Origin of the sequence: Streptomyces sp. NPDC089919 (assembly GCF_040684615.1) — a bacterium.
Classification (GTDB): domain Bacteria; phylum Actinomycetota; class Actinomycetes; order Streptomycetales; family Streptomycetaceae; genus Streptomyces.
This window is the reverse complement of record NZ_JBFBGK010000014.1, coordinates 36833-55103: the sequence shown is the minus strand read 5'-3', so window position 1 is coordinate 55103 and position 18271 is coordinate 36833. Positions and strand designations below refer to the sequence as shown.

Annotated in this window: 19 protein-coding genes; 10 read left to right on the top strand and 9 right to left on the bottom strand. The window is 74.4% G+C overall.

Translation table 11 applies throughout. From position 1 onward, the window contains the following. Positions 1 to 151: 151 nt before the first annotated feature. Positions 152 to 775 carry a TetR family transcriptional regulator gene (locus tag AB0O40_RS08930; RefSeq protein ID WP_365037199.1) on the bottom strand — a complete coding sequence of 208 codons (624 nt, stop codon included), beginning with the start codon at positions 773 to 775 and terminating at the stop codon, positions 152 to 154. Positions 776 to 876: 101 nt separating this feature from the next. Between AB0O40_RS08930 and AB0O40_RS08925 the strand changes: the two genes are divergently transcribed. Further along, a complete protein-coding gene (locus AB0O40_RS08925) occupies positions 877 to 2346 on the top strand; it encodes an FAD-dependent monooxygenase (RefSeq protein WP_365037197.1) in 1470 nt (489 codons plus the stop codon). Between the two features lie 31 nt (positions 2347 to 2377). Here AB0O40_RS08925 and AB0O40_RS08920 read toward each other — a convergent pair whose 3' ends face one another. Further along, positions 2378 to 2836 (bottom strand): Lrp/AsnC family transcriptional regulator, encoded by a 459-nt coding sequence (locus AB0O40_RS08920; RefSeq protein WP_365037195.1) that lies wholly within the window; start codon positions 2834 to 2836, stop codon positions 2378 to 2380. A gap of 137 nt (positions 2837 to 2973) precedes the next feature. On the opposite strand from AB0O40_RS08920, the gene AB0O40_RS08915 reads away from it, so the two are divergent. Together AB0O40_RS08915 and AB0O40_RS08910 are read left to right on the top strand one after the other, a co-directional pair. After that, the gene (locus tag AB0O40_RS08915; RefSeq protein WP_365037193.1) at positions 2974 to 3981 is read left to right on the top strand and encodes a DMT family transporter; all 1008 of its coding nucleotides are present in this window, start codon (positions 2974 to 2976) and stop codon (positions 3979 to 3981) included. Further along, positions 3974 to 5167, top strand: coding sequence for an aromatic amino acid transaminase (locus AB0O40_RS08910; protein ID WP_365037191.1), 1194 nt, complete (start codon positions 3974 to 3976; stop codon positions 5165 to 5167). Before AB0O40_RS08915 ends, AB0O40_RS08910 begins: the two co-directional genes overlap by 8 nt. A gap of 27 nt (positions 5168 to 5194) precedes the next feature. On the opposite strand, the gene AB0O40_RS08905 is transcribed toward AB0O40_RS08910, so the two are convergent. Further along, entirely contained in the window at positions 5195 to 5800 is a 606-nt protein-coding gene (locus AB0O40_RS08905; RefSeq protein WP_365037189.1) for a DsbA family protein, read from the bottom strand. A 326-nt stretch (positions 5801 to 6126) separates the two neighbouring features. Between AB0O40_RS08905 and AB0O40_RS08900 the strand changes: the two genes are divergently transcribed. From AB0O40_RS08900 to AB0O40_RS08890, 3 genes are all read left to right on the top strand, one after another. Beyond that, positions 6127 to 7668: an MFS transporter gene (locus tag AB0O40_RS08900; protein ID WP_365037285.1), complete on the top strand. Its 1542-nt coding sequence runs from the start codon at positions 6127 to 6129 to the stop codon at positions 7666 to 7668. Next, the gene (locus AB0O40_RS08895) at positions 7665 to 8333 is read left to right on the top strand and encodes a DUF998 domain-containing protein (protein ID WP_365037187.1); all 669 of its coding nucleotides are present in this window, start codon (positions 7665 to 7667) and stop codon (positions 8331 to 8333) included. The genes AB0O40_RS08900 and AB0O40_RS08895 overlap by 4 nt, the downstream gene beginning before the upstream one ends. A 103-nt stretch (positions 8334 to 8436) precedes the next feature. After that, positions 8437 to 9438 carry a glycosyl hydrolase gene (locus AB0O40_RS08890; protein WP_365037185.1) on the top strand — a complete coding sequence of 334 codons (1002 nt, stop codon included), beginning with the start codon at positions 8437 to 8439 and terminating at the stop codon, positions 9436 to 9438. 9 nt (positions 9439 to 9447) lie between these two features. Here the strand turns inward: AB0O40_RS08890 and AB0O40_RS08885 are convergent, their stop codons facing one another. The 3 genes from AB0O40_RS08885 to AB0O40_RS08875 form a co-directional block, all read right to left on the bottom strand. Further along, positions 9448 to 10242: an aminotransferase class IV gene (locus AB0O40_RS08885; protein ID WP_365037183.1), complete on the bottom strand. Its 795-nt coding sequence runs from the start codon at positions 10240 to 10242 to the stop codon at positions 9448 to 9450. 45 nt (positions 10243 to 10287) lie between these two features. Continuing rightward, a complete protein-coding gene (locus AB0O40_RS08880) occupies positions 10288 to 11067 on the bottom strand; it encodes a hypothetical protein (RefSeq protein ID WP_365037181.1) in 780 nt (259 codons plus the stop codon). Positions 11068 to 11172: 105 nt separating this feature from the next. Continuing rightward, complete coding sequence (locus AB0O40_RS08875) at positions 11173 to 11757, bottom strand: TetR family transcriptional regulator (protein ID WP_365037179.1); 585 nt, start codon at positions 11755 to 11757, stop codon at positions 11173 to 11175. A gap of 113 nt (positions 11758 to 11870) precedes the next feature. Between AB0O40_RS08875 and AB0O40_RS08870 the strand changes: the two genes are divergently transcribed. Further along, on the top strand, positions 11871 to 12857 hold the full coding sequence (locus AB0O40_RS08870) for an aldo/keto reductase (RefSeq protein ID WP_365037177.1): 987 nt from the start codon (positions 11871 to 11873) through the stop codon (positions 12855 to 12857). A gap of 82 nt (positions 12858 to 12939) precedes the next feature. Then, positions 12940 to 13716 carry a maleylpyruvate isomerase family mycothiol-dependent enzyme gene (locus AB0O40_RS08865; RefSeq protein WP_365037175.1) on the top strand — a complete coding sequence of 259 codons (777 nt, stop codon included), beginning with the start codon at positions 12940 to 12942 and terminating at the stop codon, positions 13714 to 13716. 27 nt (positions 13717 to 13743) lie between these two features. Here AB0O40_RS08865 and AB0O40_RS08860 read toward each other — a convergent pair whose 3' ends face one another. Then, positions 13744 to 14301: an NADPH-dependent FMN reductase gene (locus tag AB0O40_RS08860; RefSeq protein WP_365037174.1), complete on the bottom strand. Its 558-nt coding sequence runs from the start codon at positions 14299 to 14301 to the stop codon at positions 13744 to 13746. A 115-nt stretch (positions 14302 to 14416) separates the two neighbouring features. Beyond that, the gene (locus tag AB0O40_RS08855; RefSeq protein WP_365037172.1) at positions 14417 to 15316 is read right to left on the bottom strand and encodes a LysR family transcriptional regulator; all 900 of its coding nucleotides are present in this window, start codon (positions 15314 to 15316) and stop codon (positions 14417 to 14419) included. 135 nt (positions 15317 to 15451) lie between these two features. Between AB0O40_RS08855 and AB0O40_RS08850 the strand changes: the two genes are divergently transcribed. Together AB0O40_RS08850 and AB0O40_RS08845 are read left to right on the top strand one after the other, a co-directional pair. Continuing rightward, on the top strand, positions 15452 to 16366 hold the full coding sequence (locus AB0O40_RS08850) for an EamA family transporter (RefSeq protein WP_365037170.1): 915 nt from the start codon (positions 15452 to 15454) through the stop codon (positions 16364 to 16366). Positions 16367 to 16437: 71 nt separating this feature from the next. Then, positions 16438 to 17067, top strand: a complete 630-nt coding sequence (locus AB0O40_RS08845; RefSeq protein WP_365037283.1) for an NAD(P)H-binding protein — start codon at positions 16438 to 16440, stop codon at positions 17065 to 17067. A 22-nt stretch (positions 17068 to 17089) separates the two neighbouring features. On the opposite strand, the gene AB0O40_RS08840 is transcribed toward AB0O40_RS08845, so the two are convergent. After that, the gene (locus tag AB0O40_RS08840) at positions 17090 to 18166 is read right to left on the bottom strand and encodes a hypothetical protein (protein ID WP_365037168.1); all 1077 of its coding nucleotides are present in this window, start codon (positions 18164 to 18166) and stop codon (positions 17090 to 17092) included. Positions 18167 to 18271 lie beyond the last annotated feature (105 nt).

The following is an 18271-nucleotide window of genomic DNA, read 5'->3' as shown; positions in this document are numbered from 1 at the left end:
ACAGCACCGGCATGTCTTCCACTTGGCGCTCGGCGCACCCACCTCGGACCGGTGGATGAGCCGGGAGGATGGCGACGGGGGACGGGAGCCCACCATGCTCGGGAAGTGCATCCACGGTGCCCAGGTGCGGGTCCTGGGAGGGCGGCCCCGGCTACAGGGACGTGCCCAGGCCCTCGCTCAGGGAGGTGAAGGCGGTCTCCGCGTCGCGGACCGCGGCCGGGTAGCGGGCTTCCGCCGTGGCGCCGGCGGACAGGGCGTCGAGGTTGTCCATCGAGAGCAGCCAGTGGGTGCCGACCACCCAGGAGGCCGCCAGCCGGGCCGTCAGTTCGGGAGTGCCGGCCGTGTCGACGAGGGCCGCGGCCAGGGCCCGCCGGGAGCCTTCCTGGAAGCCGACCGACCGGGCCAGCAGCGCCGGCGTGTCCCGGACCAGCCGGGCGAAGGCGAGGACCTGGGGGATGTCGTTGAGGCCGGTGATCGGGTCCCGGTCCCGCAGCCCCGCCAGGAAGTGCTCCCGCAGGGCGGTCAGCGGCCCGACCTCCGCAGGCCTGGCCCGCACCACGCGCGCCGCCTCGTCCTCGTGGTCGGCGAAGCGGTGGATGACCAGGTCTTCCTTGGTGGGGAAGTAGGCGAAGAGCGTCCGCTTGGACACCTCCGCCGCCTCGGCCACCTGCACCACCGACACCTGGTCGAAGCCGTGCTCGAGGAAGAGCGCGATCGCCGCCTCGGAGATGGCGGCGTGCGTCCGTGCTCGTTTCCGTTCCCGCAGCCCAGTCATGCCGCTCACGGTACCAAGAAACCTGCACTTGGAAGATTTCTGCACCGGGTATACATTCTTATTGCGGTTTACATTTACACCTGGTCACCCTGGGAGGAACCATGACCGAGCGCGTCACGGCGGCCGACACGACGGCGGCGGCGGAGGTGATCGTGGCGGGCGCCGGCCCCACCGGCCTCACACTCGCCTGCGAGCTGGCACTGGCCGGTGTACGGACCCTGGTGGTCGAACGCCTCCCGGAGCGGATCGAGCAGATGAAGGGCGGTGCGCTCCAGCCCCGCACCCAGGAACTCTTCGATCTGCGCGGCCTGTTGGAGCCGATGCGGGAGCGCGCGCTCGACCGGGAGCCGGCCGGCGGCGGCCACTTCGCGATGCTCCCGGTGCCGCTGGACTACGGCGCGTGGGACACCGCCCACCCCTACCCGCTGTCCGTCCCGCAGGGCGACGTCGAGGCGGTGCTCGAGGAGCGCGCCCGGGCCCTCGGCGTGACGGTGCTGCGCGACACCCCCGTCACGGCCGTGGCGCAGACGGCGGACGGCGTGCGGGTCACCGCGGGCGGCCGGGAGATCGGCGCACGCTACCTGATGGCCTGCGACGGCGGGCACAGCACGATCCGCAAGCTGCTCCAGGTGCCCTTCCCGGGCCGCGCGGGGACGTACACCGCGGTCCTCGCCGACGTACGCCTGACGTCCGTCTCGGAGCTGGTCCCGCAGAGCATCGGGCACATCAGCACGCTCACCCGGCAGGTCGGCGACGACTGGGTGATGCTGGTGCCGCTGGGCGAGGGCCGCTACCGCTTCACCGGCGGCCGGACCAGCGGCGCGGAGCTGGCCAAGGACCGGCCGGTGACCTTCGAGGAGATCGCCGCCCAACTGCGGGCCGTATACGGCGAGGAGACCGTACTGGCCGAGGTGGTGCACGCCTCCCGGTTCGGCGACGCCACCCGGCAGATCGAGCGCTACCGGGTCGGGAACGTCTTCTTCGCCGGCGACGCGGCGCACATCCACCCGCCGTTCGGCGGCCAGGGCCTCAACCTGGGCGTGGCGGACGCCTTCAACCTGGGCTGGAAGGCCGCCGCCGTCCTGCGCGGCCGCGCCCCGGCCGGACTCCTGGACACCTACCACGCCGAACGGCACCCGGCGGGTGCCTGGGTCCTGCACATCACCCAGGCGCAGCGGGTCTTCGCCGACCCCCGCCCGGCCGAGGACGTCGTCGAACTGCGCACGGTCTTCACGCAGATGCTCCGGCTCCCGGAGGCCAACCGGTACCTGGCGGGGCAGATGTCGGGGCTGTCGCATGCCTACGAACTGCCGGGCGGGCACCCGCTGACCGGGCGCCGCGCCGCCGGACTCGACCCGGCGCTGTTCCACGACGGCCGGCCGGTCCTGGTCGACCTGGCGGGGATCCTCCCCGACGGGCTCGGCGCCGTCCGCGCCGCGCCGGTGCCCGGTCTGCCCGCCGCCCTGCTCGTCCGCCCGGACGGGTACGTCGCCTGGGCGGCCGACACCACCCCCGACGCCGCCGGGCTGGCGGCCTTGGCCGCCCACCCCTGCCGGCCGCTGTGCGGCTGACCGGACGGGCCCGGTGCGGCCCTGGCCCGGATCAGGCCGGGGTCGGGTAGATCCGGGACTGCTTCACGCTTCCGAAGGCGAAGCTGGACTCGATGGAGGCGATGCCGGGGATGGCGTGGATGCGCTTGCGGACCAGGGCCTCGTAGGCCTCCAGGCTCTCGATCACCACCCGGAGCAGGTAGTCGCTGCTGCCCGCCATCAGGTAGCAGTCCTGGATGTGCTCGATCACGCCGACGTGCTCTTCGAAGACCTTGACCGCGTCCGCGGTGTGGCGTTCCAGCCGTATCCGGACGAAGACGGTGATCGGCAGGCCGTACGCGACCTGGTCGACCATGGCGGTGTAACCGCGGATCAGGCCGGCCTGCTCCAGCCGCCGGACCCGCCGCAGGCAGGGCGAAGGCGAGAGCCGGACCCGGTCGGCGAGGTCCTGGTTGGAGAGCCGGCCGTCGGCCTGCAGCTCGCGGATGATCTGCCGGTCGACGGCGTCCATCGTCTTTTCCCCCTGGGCTTGGCAGATTCTGCCCTCACGGTACGTCTGGAGGGCAGAAGTGGCAATCGGCTGCCCCGGCCCAGGCCCTAGCGTTGCGGCATGGCCGGATCCGGCCCCCGAGGGCTGGAGGAGCCGCCTTGGTCACCACGCATTCCGTCCCCGCGACGACGGCGCCGCCCGGGCGCCGCACGCGCGGGATACCCGGGCTCACGCCCCAGGCCCAGGGCGCGGCCGCGCTGCTGGTGACCGTCCTGATCTGGGCCGGCTTCGCGCTGAGCGCGCGGGCCCTGCACGGCTCGTCGCTGGCCCCGGCCGACGCGGGCCTGCTGCGCTTCGGCGTGCCGCTGCTGGTGCTGGCGCCCGCGCTGTGGCGGCGCCGCCGCCGGATCGCCGCCGTCCGCCCGGCCGCCGCACTGAAGATCGTCTGTGGCGCGGGGGTGCCGTTCTTCCTCGCCGCGATGCACGGCGGGGCCCTGACCTCGGCCGCCTTCGTCGGCTCGCTGGTGCCCGGCATGGTCCCGCTGTTCGTCAGCCTCCTGATGGTCCTGAGCGGGCGCGGCCTGCCCCGCGGCAGCCAGGCGGCCGGCCTGCTGCTGATCGCCACCGGGGTGCTCGTCCTGGTCTGGCGCTACCTGGTGCCGGTCGACGCGGACGTGCTGACCGGCTCCGGCATCCTGCTCCTGGCCAGCGGGCTGTGGGCGCTGTACACGGTGGGGCTCAAGGAGGTGGAGCTCGACCCGGTCGGCTCCATCGGCCTGCTCTGCCTGCCGTCCTTCGTCCTGCTCGGCCTGCTGGTGCTCACCGGGGTGCTGCCCACCGGCCTGGGCTCGGCCGCCGCCTCCGACATCGCGCTCTTCGCGGTGGTGCAGGGGCTGGGCGTCGGCCTGGTCGCCGGCCTGACGTACGCCTTCGCCATCCGGCGGCTCGGCGCGGAGCGCAGCTCCGTGGCCGGCAGCCTCAGCCCGGTGGCCGTGGTGCTGCTGGCCGTACCGGTGCTGGGCGAGTCGCCGACCCCGGCGGTGCTGGCCGGCGTCCCGCTGATCACGGCGGGCGTGGTGCTCGCCAACCGGCGCCCCAGGCCCGCCCCGGTCCCCGCCGCCCCCTCCTCCGCCCCGTCCGACACCGAGGTTGCCACCGATGCTTGACCTTCTCCTCCCGCCGCCCGTGGACCCGCTGTGGGACCTCACCGAGGCGTACGGGGCCGACCCCCGGCCCGAGCGCCTGGACCTGGTCGTGGGCGTCTACCGCGACCACACCGGCGCCACCCCGGTCATGAGCGCCGTACGGCAGGCCGAGATACGCCTGGCGGAACGTTCCCTCTCCAAGGAGTACCGGGGCCTGTCCGGCAACACCGCCTTCAACCGGGCGATGCTCGCCATGGTGCTGGGCGAGTCCGGGCCGGCCGGGCGCGCGGTGGCCGTGCAGACGGTGGCCGGCAGCGGCGCCCTGCGCCTGCTCGCCGACCTGATCTGCCGCACCCGCCCGGGCACCACGGTGTGGATCAGCGACCCGGCGTACGTCAACCACCGCCCCATCATGGAGGCGGCGGGCCTGGCGGTGCGCACGTACCGCTGGCAGGACGCCGAGGGCCGCTTCGACTCCGCCGGCATGCTCGCCGACCTGGCCGGCGCGGGCCGCGACGACGTGGTGCTGCTCCAGGGCTGCTGCCACAACCCCACCGGCGTGGACCCGGCCCCGCGGGACTGGGGGGCGGTGGCCGAACTGGCCGTCCGGCGCGGCTGGGTGCCCTTCGTGGACCTCGCCTACCACGGCCTCGGTGACGGCCTGGACGCCGACCTCGCCCCCACCCGGCTGCTCGCCGACCGGGTGCCGGAGATGCTGGTGGCCGTCAGCTGCTCCAAGAACTTCGGGCTCTACAGCGACCGGACCGGCTGCGCCATGGTGCTCGGCACCTCCGCGCAGGCGCTGCGGCACGCCGAGACGGCGCTCCAGAACGCCGCCCGCACGCTGTACTCCATGCCCCCCGAGCACGGTGCGGCCGTGGTGACCACCGTCCTCGAGGACGCCGGCCTGCGGGCCGAGTGGCGTGCGGAGCTGGACGCCATGCGCGGCCGGATCGCCGCCAACAGGACCGCCCTGGCAGCCCGGTTGACCGAACTGGGCCGGCCGGTCGAGGCGGAGGTGCTGGCGCAGCAGAAGGGCATGTTCTCGATGCTGCCGCTGACGCCCGGTCACATGCAGGAACTGCGGGCCCGGTTCGCGATCTACGGCACGGTCGCGGGCCGGATCAACATCGCCGGTCTGCCGGCCGACCGGGTCAGCTGCCTGGCCCGGGGGATCGCCGGGGTGCTGGACGGCGCCGCCGGCTGAGGGGTGTGCGTACCGGGCCGGGCGGGCTCAGCCGAAGTCGAGTCCGCCGGTCCGGGTCCGCTTGAGCTCGAAGAAGTCGGGGTGTCCGGCCAGCAGCCGGACCCCGTCGAAGACGCGGACCGCGTCCTCGCCGCGGGGTATGGAGCTGAGCACCGGGCCGAAGAAGGCGGTGCCGTCCACGTGCATGGTAGGGGTGCCGACCTCCTCGCCCACCGGGTCCATGCCCTCGTGGTGGCTCTTGCGCAGGGCGTCGTCGTACGCCGTGGAACGGGCCGCCTCGGCCAGTTCGAGCGGGAGGCCCGCCTCGGCCAGGGCCTCGCGGATCACCTCGTCGTCGGCCGGCCGGTCGTCGCGGTGGAAGCGGTTGCCCAGCGCGGTGTACAGGTCGCGCAGCACGTGCGCGCCGTGCCGCTCGGCCGCCGCGATGCACACCCGCACGGGCCCCCAGCCCGTCTCCATCAGGCGCTGGTAGCGCTCGGGCAGGCCCTCCCGGCCCTCGTTGAGCACGGACAGGCTCATCACCCGGAAGGTCAGGTCGACCTCGCGGTGCCGCTCCACCTCCAGGATCCAGCGCGAAGTGATCCAGGCGAAGGGGCAGATGGGGTCGAAGTAGAAATCGATCTTGGTGGTCATGTGATCGATGCTAGGCGTCCAGTGGCCTGAAACAGAGAGCCATTTGCACCCCCGGACAGTGGGCCATTCACGGCTCGGCCGCGATCCGGTGCAGCAGGGCGCCGAAGCCGTACGGGGTGCGGCCCGGCCCGCGGGCGGGGAGAATCGGAACGGTGAGCGACAGCGGGGGCGCAGCTTCGGGCGCTTCCCACGACGTCACCGGCACCGCCTCCGCCGGCGCGGGACGGCCCGCACCGGCGCCGGGGGAGCCGACCGCGCCGTCCGCACCGGCATCGGGTCAGCCGTCCGCCCCCATCCGGTTGCACCGCAACCTCGTCTTCGCCGCGATGGTGTTCACCGTCGCCATGGTCTTCGTCGACCAGACCATCGTCAGCATCGCCGCACCGAGCATCACCGAAGAACTCGGCCTGTCCGCCTCGGCGATGCAGCGCGTGGTCAACGCCTACCTGCTCGCGCTGGCCGCCTTCTTCGCACTCGGCGGGCGGCTCGCCGACATCCTCGGCCACCGCCGGGTGGTGGTCGCCGGCACCCTCGTCTTCGTCGCCTCCTCCGTGCTGTGCGGCTCGGTGCCGGGCGGCGCGGCAGCCGAGACCTGGCTGCTCGTCTTCCGCGCCACCCAGGGACTGGGCGCGGCGCTGGTCTTCCCCGCCGCGCTGGCCGTCGTCGTGGACGTCTTCCCGGTCGGCGAACGCGGCCGCGCCCTGGCCCTGTTCTACGTCCTGGCCGGCGGACTCACCGCGCTGGGACCGCTCTTCGGCGGCTGGCTGACCGCCTGGACCTGGCGGGCGGTGTTCTGGATCAACGTCCCCGTGGCCCTGGTCGCGCTGGTCCTCACCGCCCTCGCCCACTTCCCCGACTCCCGGCGCCGCGAACGCCTGGACGCCCCCGGCGCGTTGCTCGTCGCGGCCGGCCTCGGCCTGAACGTCCTCGGACTGCAGCAGGCGGCGGCCTGGGGCTGGGGCCGGCCCCTCACCTGGGCCTGCATCGGCGGCGGGATCCTGGTCCTGGTCGTCTTCTGCCGGTACGAACTGCGCACCACCGAACCGCTGATCCGGCTGCGGGTGTTCCGCGACCGGGCCTTCACCGCCGACACGCTGGTACTCTTCTTCTCCACCCTCGCCTTCGTGCCGGTGATGTTCTTCGCATCCGTCTACGCGCAGGTCTCGCTCAGCGCCTCACCGGACCAGGCCGGGCTGTACATCCTGTACTTCTTCGCCGGCTTCGGGCTCGCCGCGCAGTGGGGCGGCCGGATCCTCGACAAGCGCGGGGCCCGCCCGGCGATGCGGCTGGGCACCGCGCTCGGCTGCGCGGGCTTCGCCCTGTGGGCGAGCAAGCTGACCGTGCTGTCGGCCCACGACCAGTGGCCCTACGCCTGCCTGGCCGGGGCCGGCATCGGCCTGCTGCTGTCCCCGGCCGCCACCGATGCCGTGAACCGGGCCATCGGCGCCTCGTACGGCGAGGTCACCGGCGTCACGCAGACGGTGCGCAACTACGCGGCGGCGGTGGGCATGGCGGTCTTCGGCACCCTCCTCACCCACGTCATGACCAGCCGGGTCACCCAGACCCTGGTCGCCGCCGGCACACCCCCGGACCGCGCTCCCGGTCTGGCCCGCACCATCGCGGAGCGGATCACCGGCCATCCGGACGACCGGCTGCCCACCGGCACCGGCCCGGCCGCCACGGCGATGCGCCACTCCATCCAGGACATCCGGCTGGACTTCGCCGAGGCCAACCGGCCGGTCTTCTACGGGATGGCCGTCGCGATGGCGCTGGCGTACCTGTGCACGCTGCTGCACCCGGGGACGCGGGTGGCGGACGAGGACCGCCCCCGGCCCGCGGCGGCCCCCGGCACCGGGACGCCGCCATGACCCCCGACGCCCTCACCCCGACGACCGGCAGGCGGCTGGTGGCCGGCGGCCTCCTGTGGGCCTCACTGGTCCAGATGCCCGTGGTGAACAACGCCGTGGTGCTGCCCGAGGCCACCAACCAGAGCCTGGTGCACCAGATCATCTCCGCCCTCGGCATCACCCGCTGCGGCCGGGTCGAGGGCTTCCGCTTCTGCTCGCCCTGGCACGAGGCCGCCGACGTCGCCTGGATCGTCGGCGGGCTCTGCCTGGCCCTCGGCGCGGTGCTGAACGCCGGGCTCTTCCCGGCCGGCCGGCTGCGGAACACCGCCTTCACCGCACTGGCCCTCAGCGGCCTGGGCCTGACCGCCACCGGCCTCAACCCCTACAACCTCCGCCCGGCCGCGCACCTGCTCTCCGCCGGCACCTGCTTCTTCAGCGGGGCGGTCGGCGTGCTGCTGCTGGGCGTCCTGCTCCGGCGGACCGGGCGGCCGTACTGGGGTGCGGCGGGCATCGTCTGCGGGGTGACCTCCCTGATCTGCGCCGTGCTGACCGGGGTCCGGCCCGACCCCAGCGACCAGGGCGCCTTCGAACGCGCCTCGGCCTGGCCCAGCATCCTGTGGATCATCGTCACCGGGGCGATGCTGCTCTTCTCCCGCCCACGCACTCCTGCGGGTGAAACCCGCTGAGACACGCCGGACGAAGGCCGCGTCCCGGGCAAGCTCTGCTACGAGGGCACTCGCGAGGAGCCCGCGCAGAGCGTGCGCGGGGGCCGAGGCCAGGGGAGGCAGCATGTCCCGTCCAAGCCGCCGGCCGGTCCGGGCTGCGGTGAGCCTGCTGGCCGCCTGCCTGCTCGCGGTCGGCTGCTCCGTGCAGGTACCGCCGCGCGGTGCGCTCGGCGGCAGCGCGGGGCGGACCGTGGCGGTGGGCGCCTACCTGCACTACGGCTCGCCCGGCGTGGACCGGATGCGGGAGCTGTCCCGCTGGCTGGGCGGCACCGAGCTGCGCGCCGGGCACACCTACCTGCCCGGGGACAGCTGGGCCAACATCGAAGGGGCCCCCGAATCGCTGCGGACCTGGGCCCGCTGGCGCCGGGCCAAGGCCGACCGGCTCTTCGTCCTCAACGTCCCCATGCTGGAGCACAACGAATCCGGTGCCCCCGACGCCCGGGTCGCCGAGCTGCTGCGGGCCGGCGCCCGGGGCGAGTACGACCGGCACTTCCGGCGGCTGGCCCAGCGGCTGGTCGGCATCGGCGTGCCGGACACGATCCTGGTGCTGGGCTGGGAGATGAACGGCTTCCAGTACACCGGCCGGTGCCGCCCGGACGCCGAGCACTGGAAGCAGTACTGGCGGCGCATCGTGGCCGCCATGCGGAGCGTGCCCGGAGCGCGGTTCCGCTTCGACTTCGCCCCCAACCGCGGGATCGACGCGATCGCCTGGACCCGCTGCTACCCCGGGGACGACGTGGTCGACATCATCGGCATGGACTCCTACGACCAGCCGCCCGGCGAGTCCTTCGACGACCAGATCGCCCAGCCCTACGGACTGCGGCAGCAGGTGGCCTTCGCCAACGCCCACCGCAAGCGCATCTCGTACCCGGAGTGGGGGCTCTTCCGCAACGGCGACGACCCGGAGTACATGCGGCGGATGCTGGCCTGGATCGCCGCGCAGAAGCCGCTGTACCACAGCATCACCGACTACTGCCCGCACGGCGTCTGGCAGTGCCACGAGAACCCGCGCTCCGCCCGGGTCTTCCGGGACGCCCTGCGCTCCGGGCGGGGCCGCCCGCGCTGAGCGGGGCGGTCAGTCCAGCGCGTCCCAGGGCACCTGCTCGAGCAGCCCGGGCAGCGCCCGCAGGAGCGGGCCGTCGTGCGGGAGGTCGAGGTCGTCGATGCGGGCGACCGGCGCGAGGCCGATGGAATTGCAGACGAAGGCGCCGTCGAAGCGGGCCAGGTCGTCCAGGCGCACCGGCTCCTGGCGCCAGGCCAGCCCGGCGTCCTCCAACTGCCGGCGCAGCAGCCTCATCGCGGTCCCCACCAGCTGGGGCCCCGCCGGCCAGACGATCGTGTCCCCGGCCACGAAGCCCACGTTGGTGATGGCGCCCTCGGCGACCGTGCCGTCCGGCGCCACCAGCAGCGCCTCGTCGTAGCCCGCCGCCTGCACCTGCCGCAGGTGCAGGCCCTGGCCGAACACCCCCACGTGCTTGAGGTGGGCGAACGGCCGGACGTACGGCACGCTGCGCAGCCGCTGGGGGCCGGCCGGAGCCGGCGTCGGGGGCCGTACGATCACCAGCGTGACGGGGTCGTCGGCACCCGGCGCGGCGTACACGTAGACGCGTACCGCGGCGTCCCGGACGCCCGCCTCCGCCAGGGCCTGCCGCATCCGGGCCAGCACCCGGCCGCCGTCCAGCCCCTGCCCGAACAACTCCCGCGTGGCGGCGTCGAGTCGGGCCAGATGCAGCGCCAGCCCCTGGACCCGGCCGTCCCGCACCTGCATGGCGGTCATGTGCCCGAACCCGCCCATGAGCATCACGGGCAGCGGCTCGGCCTCGACGGTCCGGCCCTCCACCTGCAGGAACGGCAGTGCATGATCATTCATGTCGCCACCCTAACCGGGCCCGTCCGGAGCGCGGGGAGACGGCCGTCAGGCGTGGTGCCAGCGGTTGCGGTGGTCGGCGGCGGGGCCGCAGACCATAGGCGTCCCCCGGGAGGTGACGCCGGTGGCCCCGGCGGGGGAGCAGAAGGCGCCGGGGTGCACGACGCGGGAGCCGCCGCCCGCGCCGCCGGTGTCGCTCCCGCCGCTGCTGCTTCCGCCGCTGCTCGACCCGCCTCCCGTGGAGCCGCTGCCACCGGTGCTGCCGCCGTCCGTGGAGCTGCCGCCCGTGCTCCCGTCCTGGCTCCGTCGTGGGCTCGGGCTCGGGTCGGCCGGGTGCAGCCGGGTGCCGGGTACGGCCGGGCAGACGCTCTCGGCAAGGTAGAGGCGCAGCAGCGTCGAGCCGGTCGCCGACGGCTTGCTCTCCTGGCTGCAGACCCGCCAGCCGTCGTGGTCCTTGGGCAGTTTCACGTCCGTGTAGGCGCTGACCGCCCGCAGCCGCACGACCTGCTGCTCGGCCTGGCGCCAGGACCGGCCGCCGAGTTGGGGTATGCCCGCCGCCGAGGCGGAGGGCGACGGCTCGGCGGCCGGGGCGGCCGCGACGGTCACGGTGACGGTCGGCCCCGGCACCTTCTTGACCTTGGTGACGGTGTCCGGGCCCAGTACGAGGGAGGCGGTGACCAGGGCGACACAGCCGAGCACCACGATGCCGCAGCCGCCCAGCCCGAAGCGCTGCCCGCGGGTCAGGCCGTGCGGCTCCGGCGGCGGACCCTGGACGAACGGTCCCGTGGGTGGCATCGGGGGAGGCCCCGGCTGGTAGGGGTTCGCCATGACGGAGTCCTCGGGGTGAAGGCGCACGGGTGTACGGGAGTTGCCGCCCGCGCACACCCTCCCGTCGACTGACCCCGCCCTTCTTTCACGGATGCCGGGTACACGTCAACCCTCGCGCGGCGCCCCGATCCGCGCCACGGCATCGACCACCGCGCGCCGGTGCCGGGCCCGGTGCTCCTCGGGCCACGCGGACGAGCCGTCCGCCGTGTCCGCGGGACCGACGCCGGTCGTGAACCAGGCCTGCGCCACCCCCAGGACCAGCGCGAGCACGTCCCCCGGCGCGTACCCGGCGTCCACCCGGCCGGCTTCCTGCGCTGCGACGAGGGAGGCGATCTTGCGTTCGTAGGACCCGGCCTCCAGCGCGGTGGCCTCCGGCCGCTCCAGCCGCTTCCACATCACCAGCCGCATCAGCCGGGGGTCCGCGGTGAGGTGGTCGAAGATCGCTCCCGCGTACTCGGGCAGGTGCAGGGCGTCGAAGGGCACCGACTCGGCCCCCTTCTCCAGCGCCTCCTGGATGACCTGGTCGAAGAGCTGCTCCTTGTTGCCGTAGTAGACGTAGATCATCCGCTTGTTCGCGCCGGCCGCCTCGGCGATCCGGTCGACCCGGGCCCCGGCGATGCCGTACCGCGCGAACTCGGCGAAGGCGGCCTCCAGGATCCGGGCCCTCGTTGCTTGGGAATCACGTGCCATACGGCCCAGGCTAGCAAGTAACTATCTAGTTATTGACAAACGGGTCCGGCGGCGCGCACCATGCAAATAACCAGTTAGTTACCACCTCGCCCCACCTCGCAAGGACACAGATCATGGAACTGCGCGCACTCGGCACCCAGGGACTCCACGTCAGCGCCGAAGGCCTCGGCTGCATGGGCATGAGCGCTTTCTACGGCGCCACCGACGAGACCGAATCGCTGGCGACCATCGCCCGCGCCCTGGAACTCGGCGTCACCATGCTGGACACCGCCGAGGGCTACGGCCCCTTCCACAACGAGCGGCTGATCGGGAAGGCCCTCGCGGGCCGCAACCGCGAGGACGTGGTGATCGCCACCAAGACCGGTGTCGAGTTCGACGACGACGGCACGCTGCACGGCTTCAACGGCAGCCCCGAGTACATCCACCGCGCCGCCGACCGCTCCCTGCGCCACCTCGGCACGGACCACATCGACCTGTACTACCTGCACCGCATCGACCCGGACGTGCCCGTGGAGGAGAGCATGGGCGCCATGTCCGAACTGGTCGCCGCGGGCAAGATCCGGTACGTCGGCGTCAGCGAGGCCGCCGCGGCCACGATCCGGCGGGCGCACGCCGTGCACCCCCTCACCGCCGTGCAGACGGAGTACTCGCTCTTCGAACGGGGCATCGAGGGCGACGGCGTACGGGCCACCCTCGACGAACTGGGCATCGGGCTGGTCGCCTACTCCCCGCTCGGCCGCGGATTCCTCTCCGGCGCCATCACCAGCCCGGACCAGTTCGCCGCCGACGACTTCCGACGCACCGACCCGCGCTTCCAGGGCGAGAACTTCGCCAGCAACCTCGCCGTGGTCGACGCCGTCCGGCGGCTGGCCGAGGAGAAGTCCGTCACCCCCTCCCAGCTGGCCCTCGCCTGGGTGCTGCACCAGGGCGCCGTCGCGATCCCCGGCACCAAGCGCCGCCGCTACCTGGAGGAGAACGTCGCCGCCACCGGGATCACGATCACCGAGCAGGACATCGCCGAGATCGAGGCCGTCGCCCCCCGAGGCGTCGCCTCCGGCGACCGCTACTCGGCCGACCTGATGCAGAGCCTCAACGGCTGACCCGCGCCACCCCGGCCCCGGCCCCGCCCGCTCCGGGTGGCTGCGGTAGAAAGGTACGACTTTGCGAGGAAGGCAGCACATCATGCAGAACCCCGGCCGGCCCGACCACCGCGCAGCCGTCGCTGCGGAGACGCACCGCTTGGCGGACCTGATCCGGGGAGCGGATCTGACCGCTGCGGTGCCGGGCTGCCCGGGGTGGACCCTGCTCGACCTGACCCGGCACGTCGGTGCCGTGCAGCGGTGGTTCTCGGTGCTGCTGGAGCAGCGCGTCCAGGAGCGGCCCACCAGCCGGGACGTGGACCTGAGGCTGCCGGCGGAGGAGAGCGGGTACCCGGACTGGCTGGCCGAGGGCGCCGCGGTGGCGGCCGGGGCCTTCGACGCCGTCGATCCGGACGCCCCCATGTGGGTCTGGGGCGCGGACGGCCACGCCCGCTTCTGGGCGCGCCGGATGTACTTCGAGACCCTGCTGCACCGCACCGACGCGGAGCGCGCGCTGGGTCTGGGCTCCGAGCTGGACCCGGCCTCGGCCCACGACGGCGTCGACGAGTTCCTGGTCAACCTCCCGTTCGCCGGGCCGTTCGCGCCCAAGGTGGCCAACCTGCGCGGCACCGGGGAGGTCATCCGCTTCGAGTCCACCGACACGGCCGGCCGCTGGCCGGTCGCCCTCGGCCCGGACGGCTTCGGGCTGCTCGCCGAGGACGAGGACCGCGCCGGGGCGGCCGCCGCCGCGACGGTCCGGGCCCCGGCCGCGGACCTGCTCCTGCTCCTCTACGGGCGCCTGGACCGGACCGCCGCCGCGGTGCGGACCGAGGGGGACGACGCCCTGCTCGAGCGCTGGTTCGCCAACTCGGAGTTCTGAGCCGCCGCGGGGCCGCAGGCGACGACCTCAGGCGAGTCGTTCGTCGACGGTCAGCTTGCCGAGCTCGTCGAGGAGGGCGGTCAGCTCCTCGCCCAGGCCCGCGGACGGCGTGAAGACGCCGTCCGCGACCAGGGAGTGGATCGCGGGCACGGCCGGCCGGCGGGTGGCCGGGCGCATGCCGAGCCGGGAGAGCACCGGCAGCAGCATCTCGGCGGCCGGGGCGCCGCCCGTGGGGCCCGCGGAGTAGCTGACCAGGCCGACCGGCTTGCCCTGCCATTCGGCGTAGAGGTGGTCCAGGGCGTTCTTGAGCGGTGCCGTGAAACCGCCGTTGTACATCGGCATCACGAAGACGAAGGCGTCGGCCGCCGCGGCGACGGCGCTCCAGTCGCGGGTGTGCTGGTGGGTGTAGATGCCCGTGGAGGCGTACTCCGGCTCGTCGAGCAGCGGCAGGGCGAGCTCCCGCAGGTCCACGGTCTCCACGGCGAAGGCGCCGTGCCCGGTGGCGGTCTCCGCGACCCAGTGGGCGAAGGGACGTCCGTTGGAGACGGAGCGGGTGCTGGCGGACAGGACGAGCAGGCGGGGCATCGGGTGGCTCCTCGTGAGATCGTTGACGGCCACCCATTCAAGCGCATGGCGCGGCGCGGCCCGGTACGCCGCCCGGCGGAGGGGCGTCACCCGCAATCCCTGACCCGGCCCCGCCTCAGGCCCGCGGCGTACGGCCCCGGACCCCGAGCACGCCCAGCAGGGCCAAGGTGGCCGGGCTGGGGTTGAACCGGCTCCAGACCAGGTGCTCCACCCGCCGCGGTCCGTCCGTGACCGGCACCACGACCAGCTCGGGATCGGCCGCTGCCAGCGGGCCGATGAACGCCGAGGGCAGCAGCGCGACGCCCAGCCCCCGCGCCACCAGCCGGGGCATCAGCTCGGCCACCCCGGCCTCGTACGCCACGTCGCGGACCAGCCCGGCCTCGGCGAACGCCCGGTCGGACTGCGCCCGCCCCTGGGTCCCGGCCACGAAGTCCACGTACGTCTCACCGGCGATCTCCCGCAGCGACACCCGGCCGGCGCCCGCGAGGCGGTGCCGGGCCGGCAGGAGCAGGACGTGCTCGTCGTGGTCGAGGGCCAGCGTCTCGACCCCCGCCGGCTCCTCGCCCTCCGGCAGGCCGAGGAAGGCGATGTCCAGCTCCCCGGCCCGCACGGAGGCCGCCAACTCGTCGCTGCCGCCCGCCCGCAGGAGGATCCGCACCTCCGGGTAGCGCCCGCGGAACCGCTGCAACAGCTCGGGCACGTCCACCGCGGCCGTGGTCACGATGACCCCGACCGCCAGTTGTCCGCGCACCACCCCCGCCGCCGCGGCGGCGTCGGCGGCCGCCCGGTCGGCGGCGGCCAGGCAGTCCCGCGCGCTGCCCAGGAAGGCCTCGCCGGCCCGGGTCAGTTCGACGCGACGGCTGGAGCGGGCGAACAGCCGCACCCCCAACTCGCGTTCCAGGGCGGCTATCCGGTGGCTGAGGGAGGACTGCACCACGTCGCAGCGCTCGGCGGCGCGGGTGAAGTTGCGGGTTTCGGCGACGGCGACCACGTATCGCATCTGCTGGAGATCCACCTGAAGCATGGTCGTGGTTCATGGCTCCCATGGCAACCATGCGTTGGATTCATGATCCCTGCGACGCAGACTTCACCCATGCCTTCCCCGACCTCAGAGCGGCCATCCGGCCCGGTGACGACAACTCCCCACGGAGTGCGTCACATTGACGGACCGGCGCGGCCCGAGCGCATCGGTCGCGCGGCGCTCGTCGCCCTCACCGCGCTCGCCCCGGCCGCCTGGGGCACCACGTACGCCGTCACGACCGAACTCCTCCCGGCCGGCCACCCGTTGTTCGCCGGACTGATGCGCGCCCTGCCCGCGGGGGTGGCCGGGCTCGTCCTCACCCGGGTCCTGCCGCGCGGCGCGTGGTGGTGGAAGGCCGCGGTGCTCGGGGTGCTCAACATCGGCGCCCTGTTCCCGCTGCTCTTCCTGGCCGCCCAGCGGCTGCCCGGCGGGGTGGCCGCGACCCTGGGCGCCACCCAGCCGCTGCTTGTGGCGGGGCTGGCGGTCGTGGTCCTGCACGAACGGCCGACGCCCTGGCGGCTGGCCTGGGGCGTGCTCGGCGTCGGCGGGGTCGGGCTGATGGTCCTCGGACCGGCCGCCCGGCTCGACCTGGTGGGGGTGCTGGCGGGTCTCGGCGGCACCGCCGCCATGGGCGCCGGCCTGGTCCTCACCAAACGCTGGGGACGTCCGCCGGGCGTCGGCCCGCTGGCCTTCGCGGGCTGGCAGCTGACCGCCGGCGGCCTGCTGCTCCTGCCCCTGACCTTCGCGGTCGAAGGCGTGCCCGACCACATCGACGCCGGCGCGGCCGGCGGGTACCTGTGGCTGGGCAGCATGGGCGGTCTGATCGCCTACACCCTCTGGTTCCGCGGTCTGGGCCGCCTGCCGGTGGGCGCCTCCGCCCCGCTCGTGCTGCTCTCGCCCCTGGTCGCCACCCTCCTCGGCCTGGCCCTGGGCGAATCGTTCACCCTCTCCCAGGCCCTCGGCTTCGCCCTCTCGCTCGCCGCCCTCCTGGCCGCCCAGCTCACGCCGGGCCGCCCCCACCGCAAAGGACACCCCACCCCGTGAACACCCACGCACCGCAGCCCGGTACGCCGTCCGCGCCCCGGCAGACCATCGCCGTCCTCGGCGCCACCGGCATGGTCGGCAGCCGCGTCCTGGCCGAGGCCACCGGCCGCGGCCACCACGTCCTCGCCCTCTCCCGGACCCCCGCACCCACCGACGCGGCGGAGGTGACCCCGGTCGAGGCCGACCTCGGCACCCCGCACACCCTCGGCAAGGTCCTCGCCGCCGCCACCGCCGAGCGTCCGCTGGACGCCCTGGTCCTGGCCGTGCGGACCTTCCCGGCCGACGAGGCCTTCCTGACCGACGCGACCCGGGCGGTCCTGGACGCCGCGGCCGCCCTGGGCACCCGCGTGCTGGTGGTCGGCGGCGCGGGCGCCCTGCTCAGCCCCTCCGCCCCCGGACTGCGCGTGGCGGACGACCCGGCGTACGTCCCGCCCGGCTGGCGGGCGGTGGCCGCGGCCGGGATCGCCCAGCTGGAGACCTGCCGGGCGCACGCCCACCAGGACTGGACCTACCTGAGCCCGCCCGCGAACCTGGCGCCCGGCGACCGCACCGGCCGCTACCGGTGCGGCACCGACACCCTCCTCACCGAGGCCGACGGCAGCTCGTGGATCAGCGCCGAGGACCTGGCCACCGCCGTGGTCGACGAGCTCGAGAACCCCGGCGCCGGGCGCATGTTCACCGTCGCCCACCAGTCCGCCTGACCGCGGGGGCGGACGAGCGGCCTCAGCGCCGCAGCCGGGCCGCGGAGGTACCCAGCCCCCGCGGCCCGGCGGCCCAGCCGGTCGCGGCGGGGCGGGTGCGCTGCCAGGAGGCGGGCCGGTAGCGGTCGGTCTCGCGGTGCCACTGGTAGTCCCCGGCCAGCCAGTCCCGCAGCCCGGCCAGGTACCGCGCGGTCCCGCGCAGCACGGCCGGGCCGGCCCCGGTGGCGGCCAGGTGGGCCGGTACGTCCACGGTCGCCAGCCGGTCGAAGAGCCGCAGCCGGGCCTCCAGCAGCCGCCGGACGCTCTGCGCGGCCTCCCCGGCACCGCCGCCGAGGAAGTGCCGCCACACCACGACGGCGTTGCTGATCTCCTGCTCGTACTCGGTCTCCCGGCGGTAGGACACCAGGTCGTTGTGGAGGTCGACCACGTCCGCGAAGGCGTCGTGCAGGCGCTGCACGGGCGTACTGCCCACCAGCTCCTCGGGCAGCTCCACCCCGAGGACGTACTCGACCAGTTGGGCCGCCCAGGGCGCGCCCCCGGCGGCCCGCCGCATCTGCAGGTAGTCGGCGGGGTCGGGGACCTGGCCACGGCAGAGGTTGTCGATCTCCCAGAGCGCGTCGTCGAGCAGGTTCGGGACGCATCCCTTGAGGCGGGAGCGCCAGCCGGCCGGGCGGGCGGCCGTGGTCCGGCGCCACAGGTCCGCCAGGCCCCGCTCGGCCGGGTCGGCCGGTCCGGCGGGCGGCCGGTCCCCGGCGAACTCCGCCAGCCGGGCGAGGAAGCGTCGCGCCCCCGCCGCGTCGCGCGGGCGCTTGAACCGCTCCAGGAGCAGGTCGTCCAGGTACCAGCTCCACACGTACCAGTCGGTGACGAGCTCCAGCAGGTCGCCGCGGGCGTCCGGGTGGACCAGGGCGGCGAAGCCGGGGAGGTCGAAGCCGGCGAAGTCCTCCTCGTCCCAGAGGGCGAACCCGGCTTCGGCCCCGCCCAGCAGGCCCGTCGCCCGGGCCCAGCGCAGCCCGTGCTCGCGGGCCGCCGCCGCCCCGGGGTTGCGCCGTACCGGATACGGCGGCACCAGAGCGGCCGCCGGCGTCTCGTCCCCCACCGTCCCCACCCCTCCCGGCAGTCCCCGGCCACCGTACGAGCCCCGGGCGGGCCGCCCGCCGGGCCCGCTCGCCTGTCACTCGAACGGGTGAGGCCGGAGGTGCCG

Excerpts from the sequence above, each read along its gene's own strand:
- AB0O40_RS08905 (WP_365037189.1), bottom strand. The coding sequence starts at position 5,800 with ATGACCACCAAGATCGATTTCTACTTCGACCCCATCTGCCCCTTCGCC.
- AB0O40_RS08900 (WP_365037285.1), top strand. The coding sequence starts at position 6,127 with ATGGTGTTCACCGTCGCCATGGTCTTCGTCGACCAGACCATCGTCAGC.
- AB0O40_RS08925 (WP_365037197.1), top strand. The coding sequence starts at position 877 with ATGACCGAGCGCGTCACGGCGGCCGACACGACGGCGGCGGCGGAGGTG.
- AB0O40_RS08870 (WP_365037177.1), top strand. The coding sequence starts at position 11,871 with ATGGAACTGCGCGCACTCGGCACCCAGGGACTCCACGTCAGCGCCGAA.
- AB0O40_RS08920 (WP_365037195.1), bottom strand. The coding sequence starts at position 2,836 with ATGGACGCCGTCGACCGGCAGATCATCCGCGAGCTGCAGGCCGACGGC.
- AB0O40_RS08875 (WP_365037179.1), bottom strand. The coding sequence starts at position 11,757 with ATGGCACGTGATTCCCAAGCAACGAGGGCCCGGATCCTGGAGGCCGCC.
- AB0O40_RS08845 (WP_365037283.1), top strand. The coding sequence starts at position 16,438 with ATGGTCGGCAGCCGCGTCCTGGCCGAGGCCACCGGCCGCGGCCACCAC.
- AB0O40_RS08860 (WP_365037174.1), bottom strand. The coding sequence starts at position 14,301 with ATGCCCCGCCTGCTCGTCCTGTCCGCCAGCACCCGCTCCGTCTCCAAC.
- AB0O40_RS08865 (WP_365037175.1), top strand. The coding sequence starts at position 12,940 with ATGCAGAACCCCGGCCGGCCCGACCACCGCGCAGCCGTCGCTGCGGAG.
- AB0O40_RS08895 (WP_365037187.1), top strand. The coding sequence starts at position 7,665 with ATGACCCCCGACGCCCTCACCCCGACGACCGGCAGGCGGCTGGTGGCC.
- AB0O40_RS08910 (WP_365037191.1), top strand. The coding sequence starts at position 3,974 with ATGCTTGACCTTCTCCTCCCGCCGCCCGTGGACCCGCTGTGGGACCTC.
- AB0O40_RS08880 (WP_365037181.1), bottom strand. The coding sequence starts at position 11,067 with ATGGCGAACCCCTACCAGCCGGGGCCTCCCCCGATGCCACCCACGGGA.
- AB0O40_RS08930 (WP_365037199.1), bottom strand. The coding sequence starts at position 775 with ATGACTGGGCTGCGGGAACGGAAACGAGCACGGACGCACGCCGCCATC.
- AB0O40_RS08890 (WP_365037185.1), top strand. The coding sequence starts at position 8,437 with ATGTCCCGTCCAAGCCGCCGGCCGGTCCGGGCTGCGGTGAGCCTGCTG.
- AB0O40_RS08885 (WP_365037183.1), bottom strand. The coding sequence starts at position 10,242 with ATGAATGATCATGCACTGCCGTTCCTGCAGGTGGAGGGCCGGACCGTC.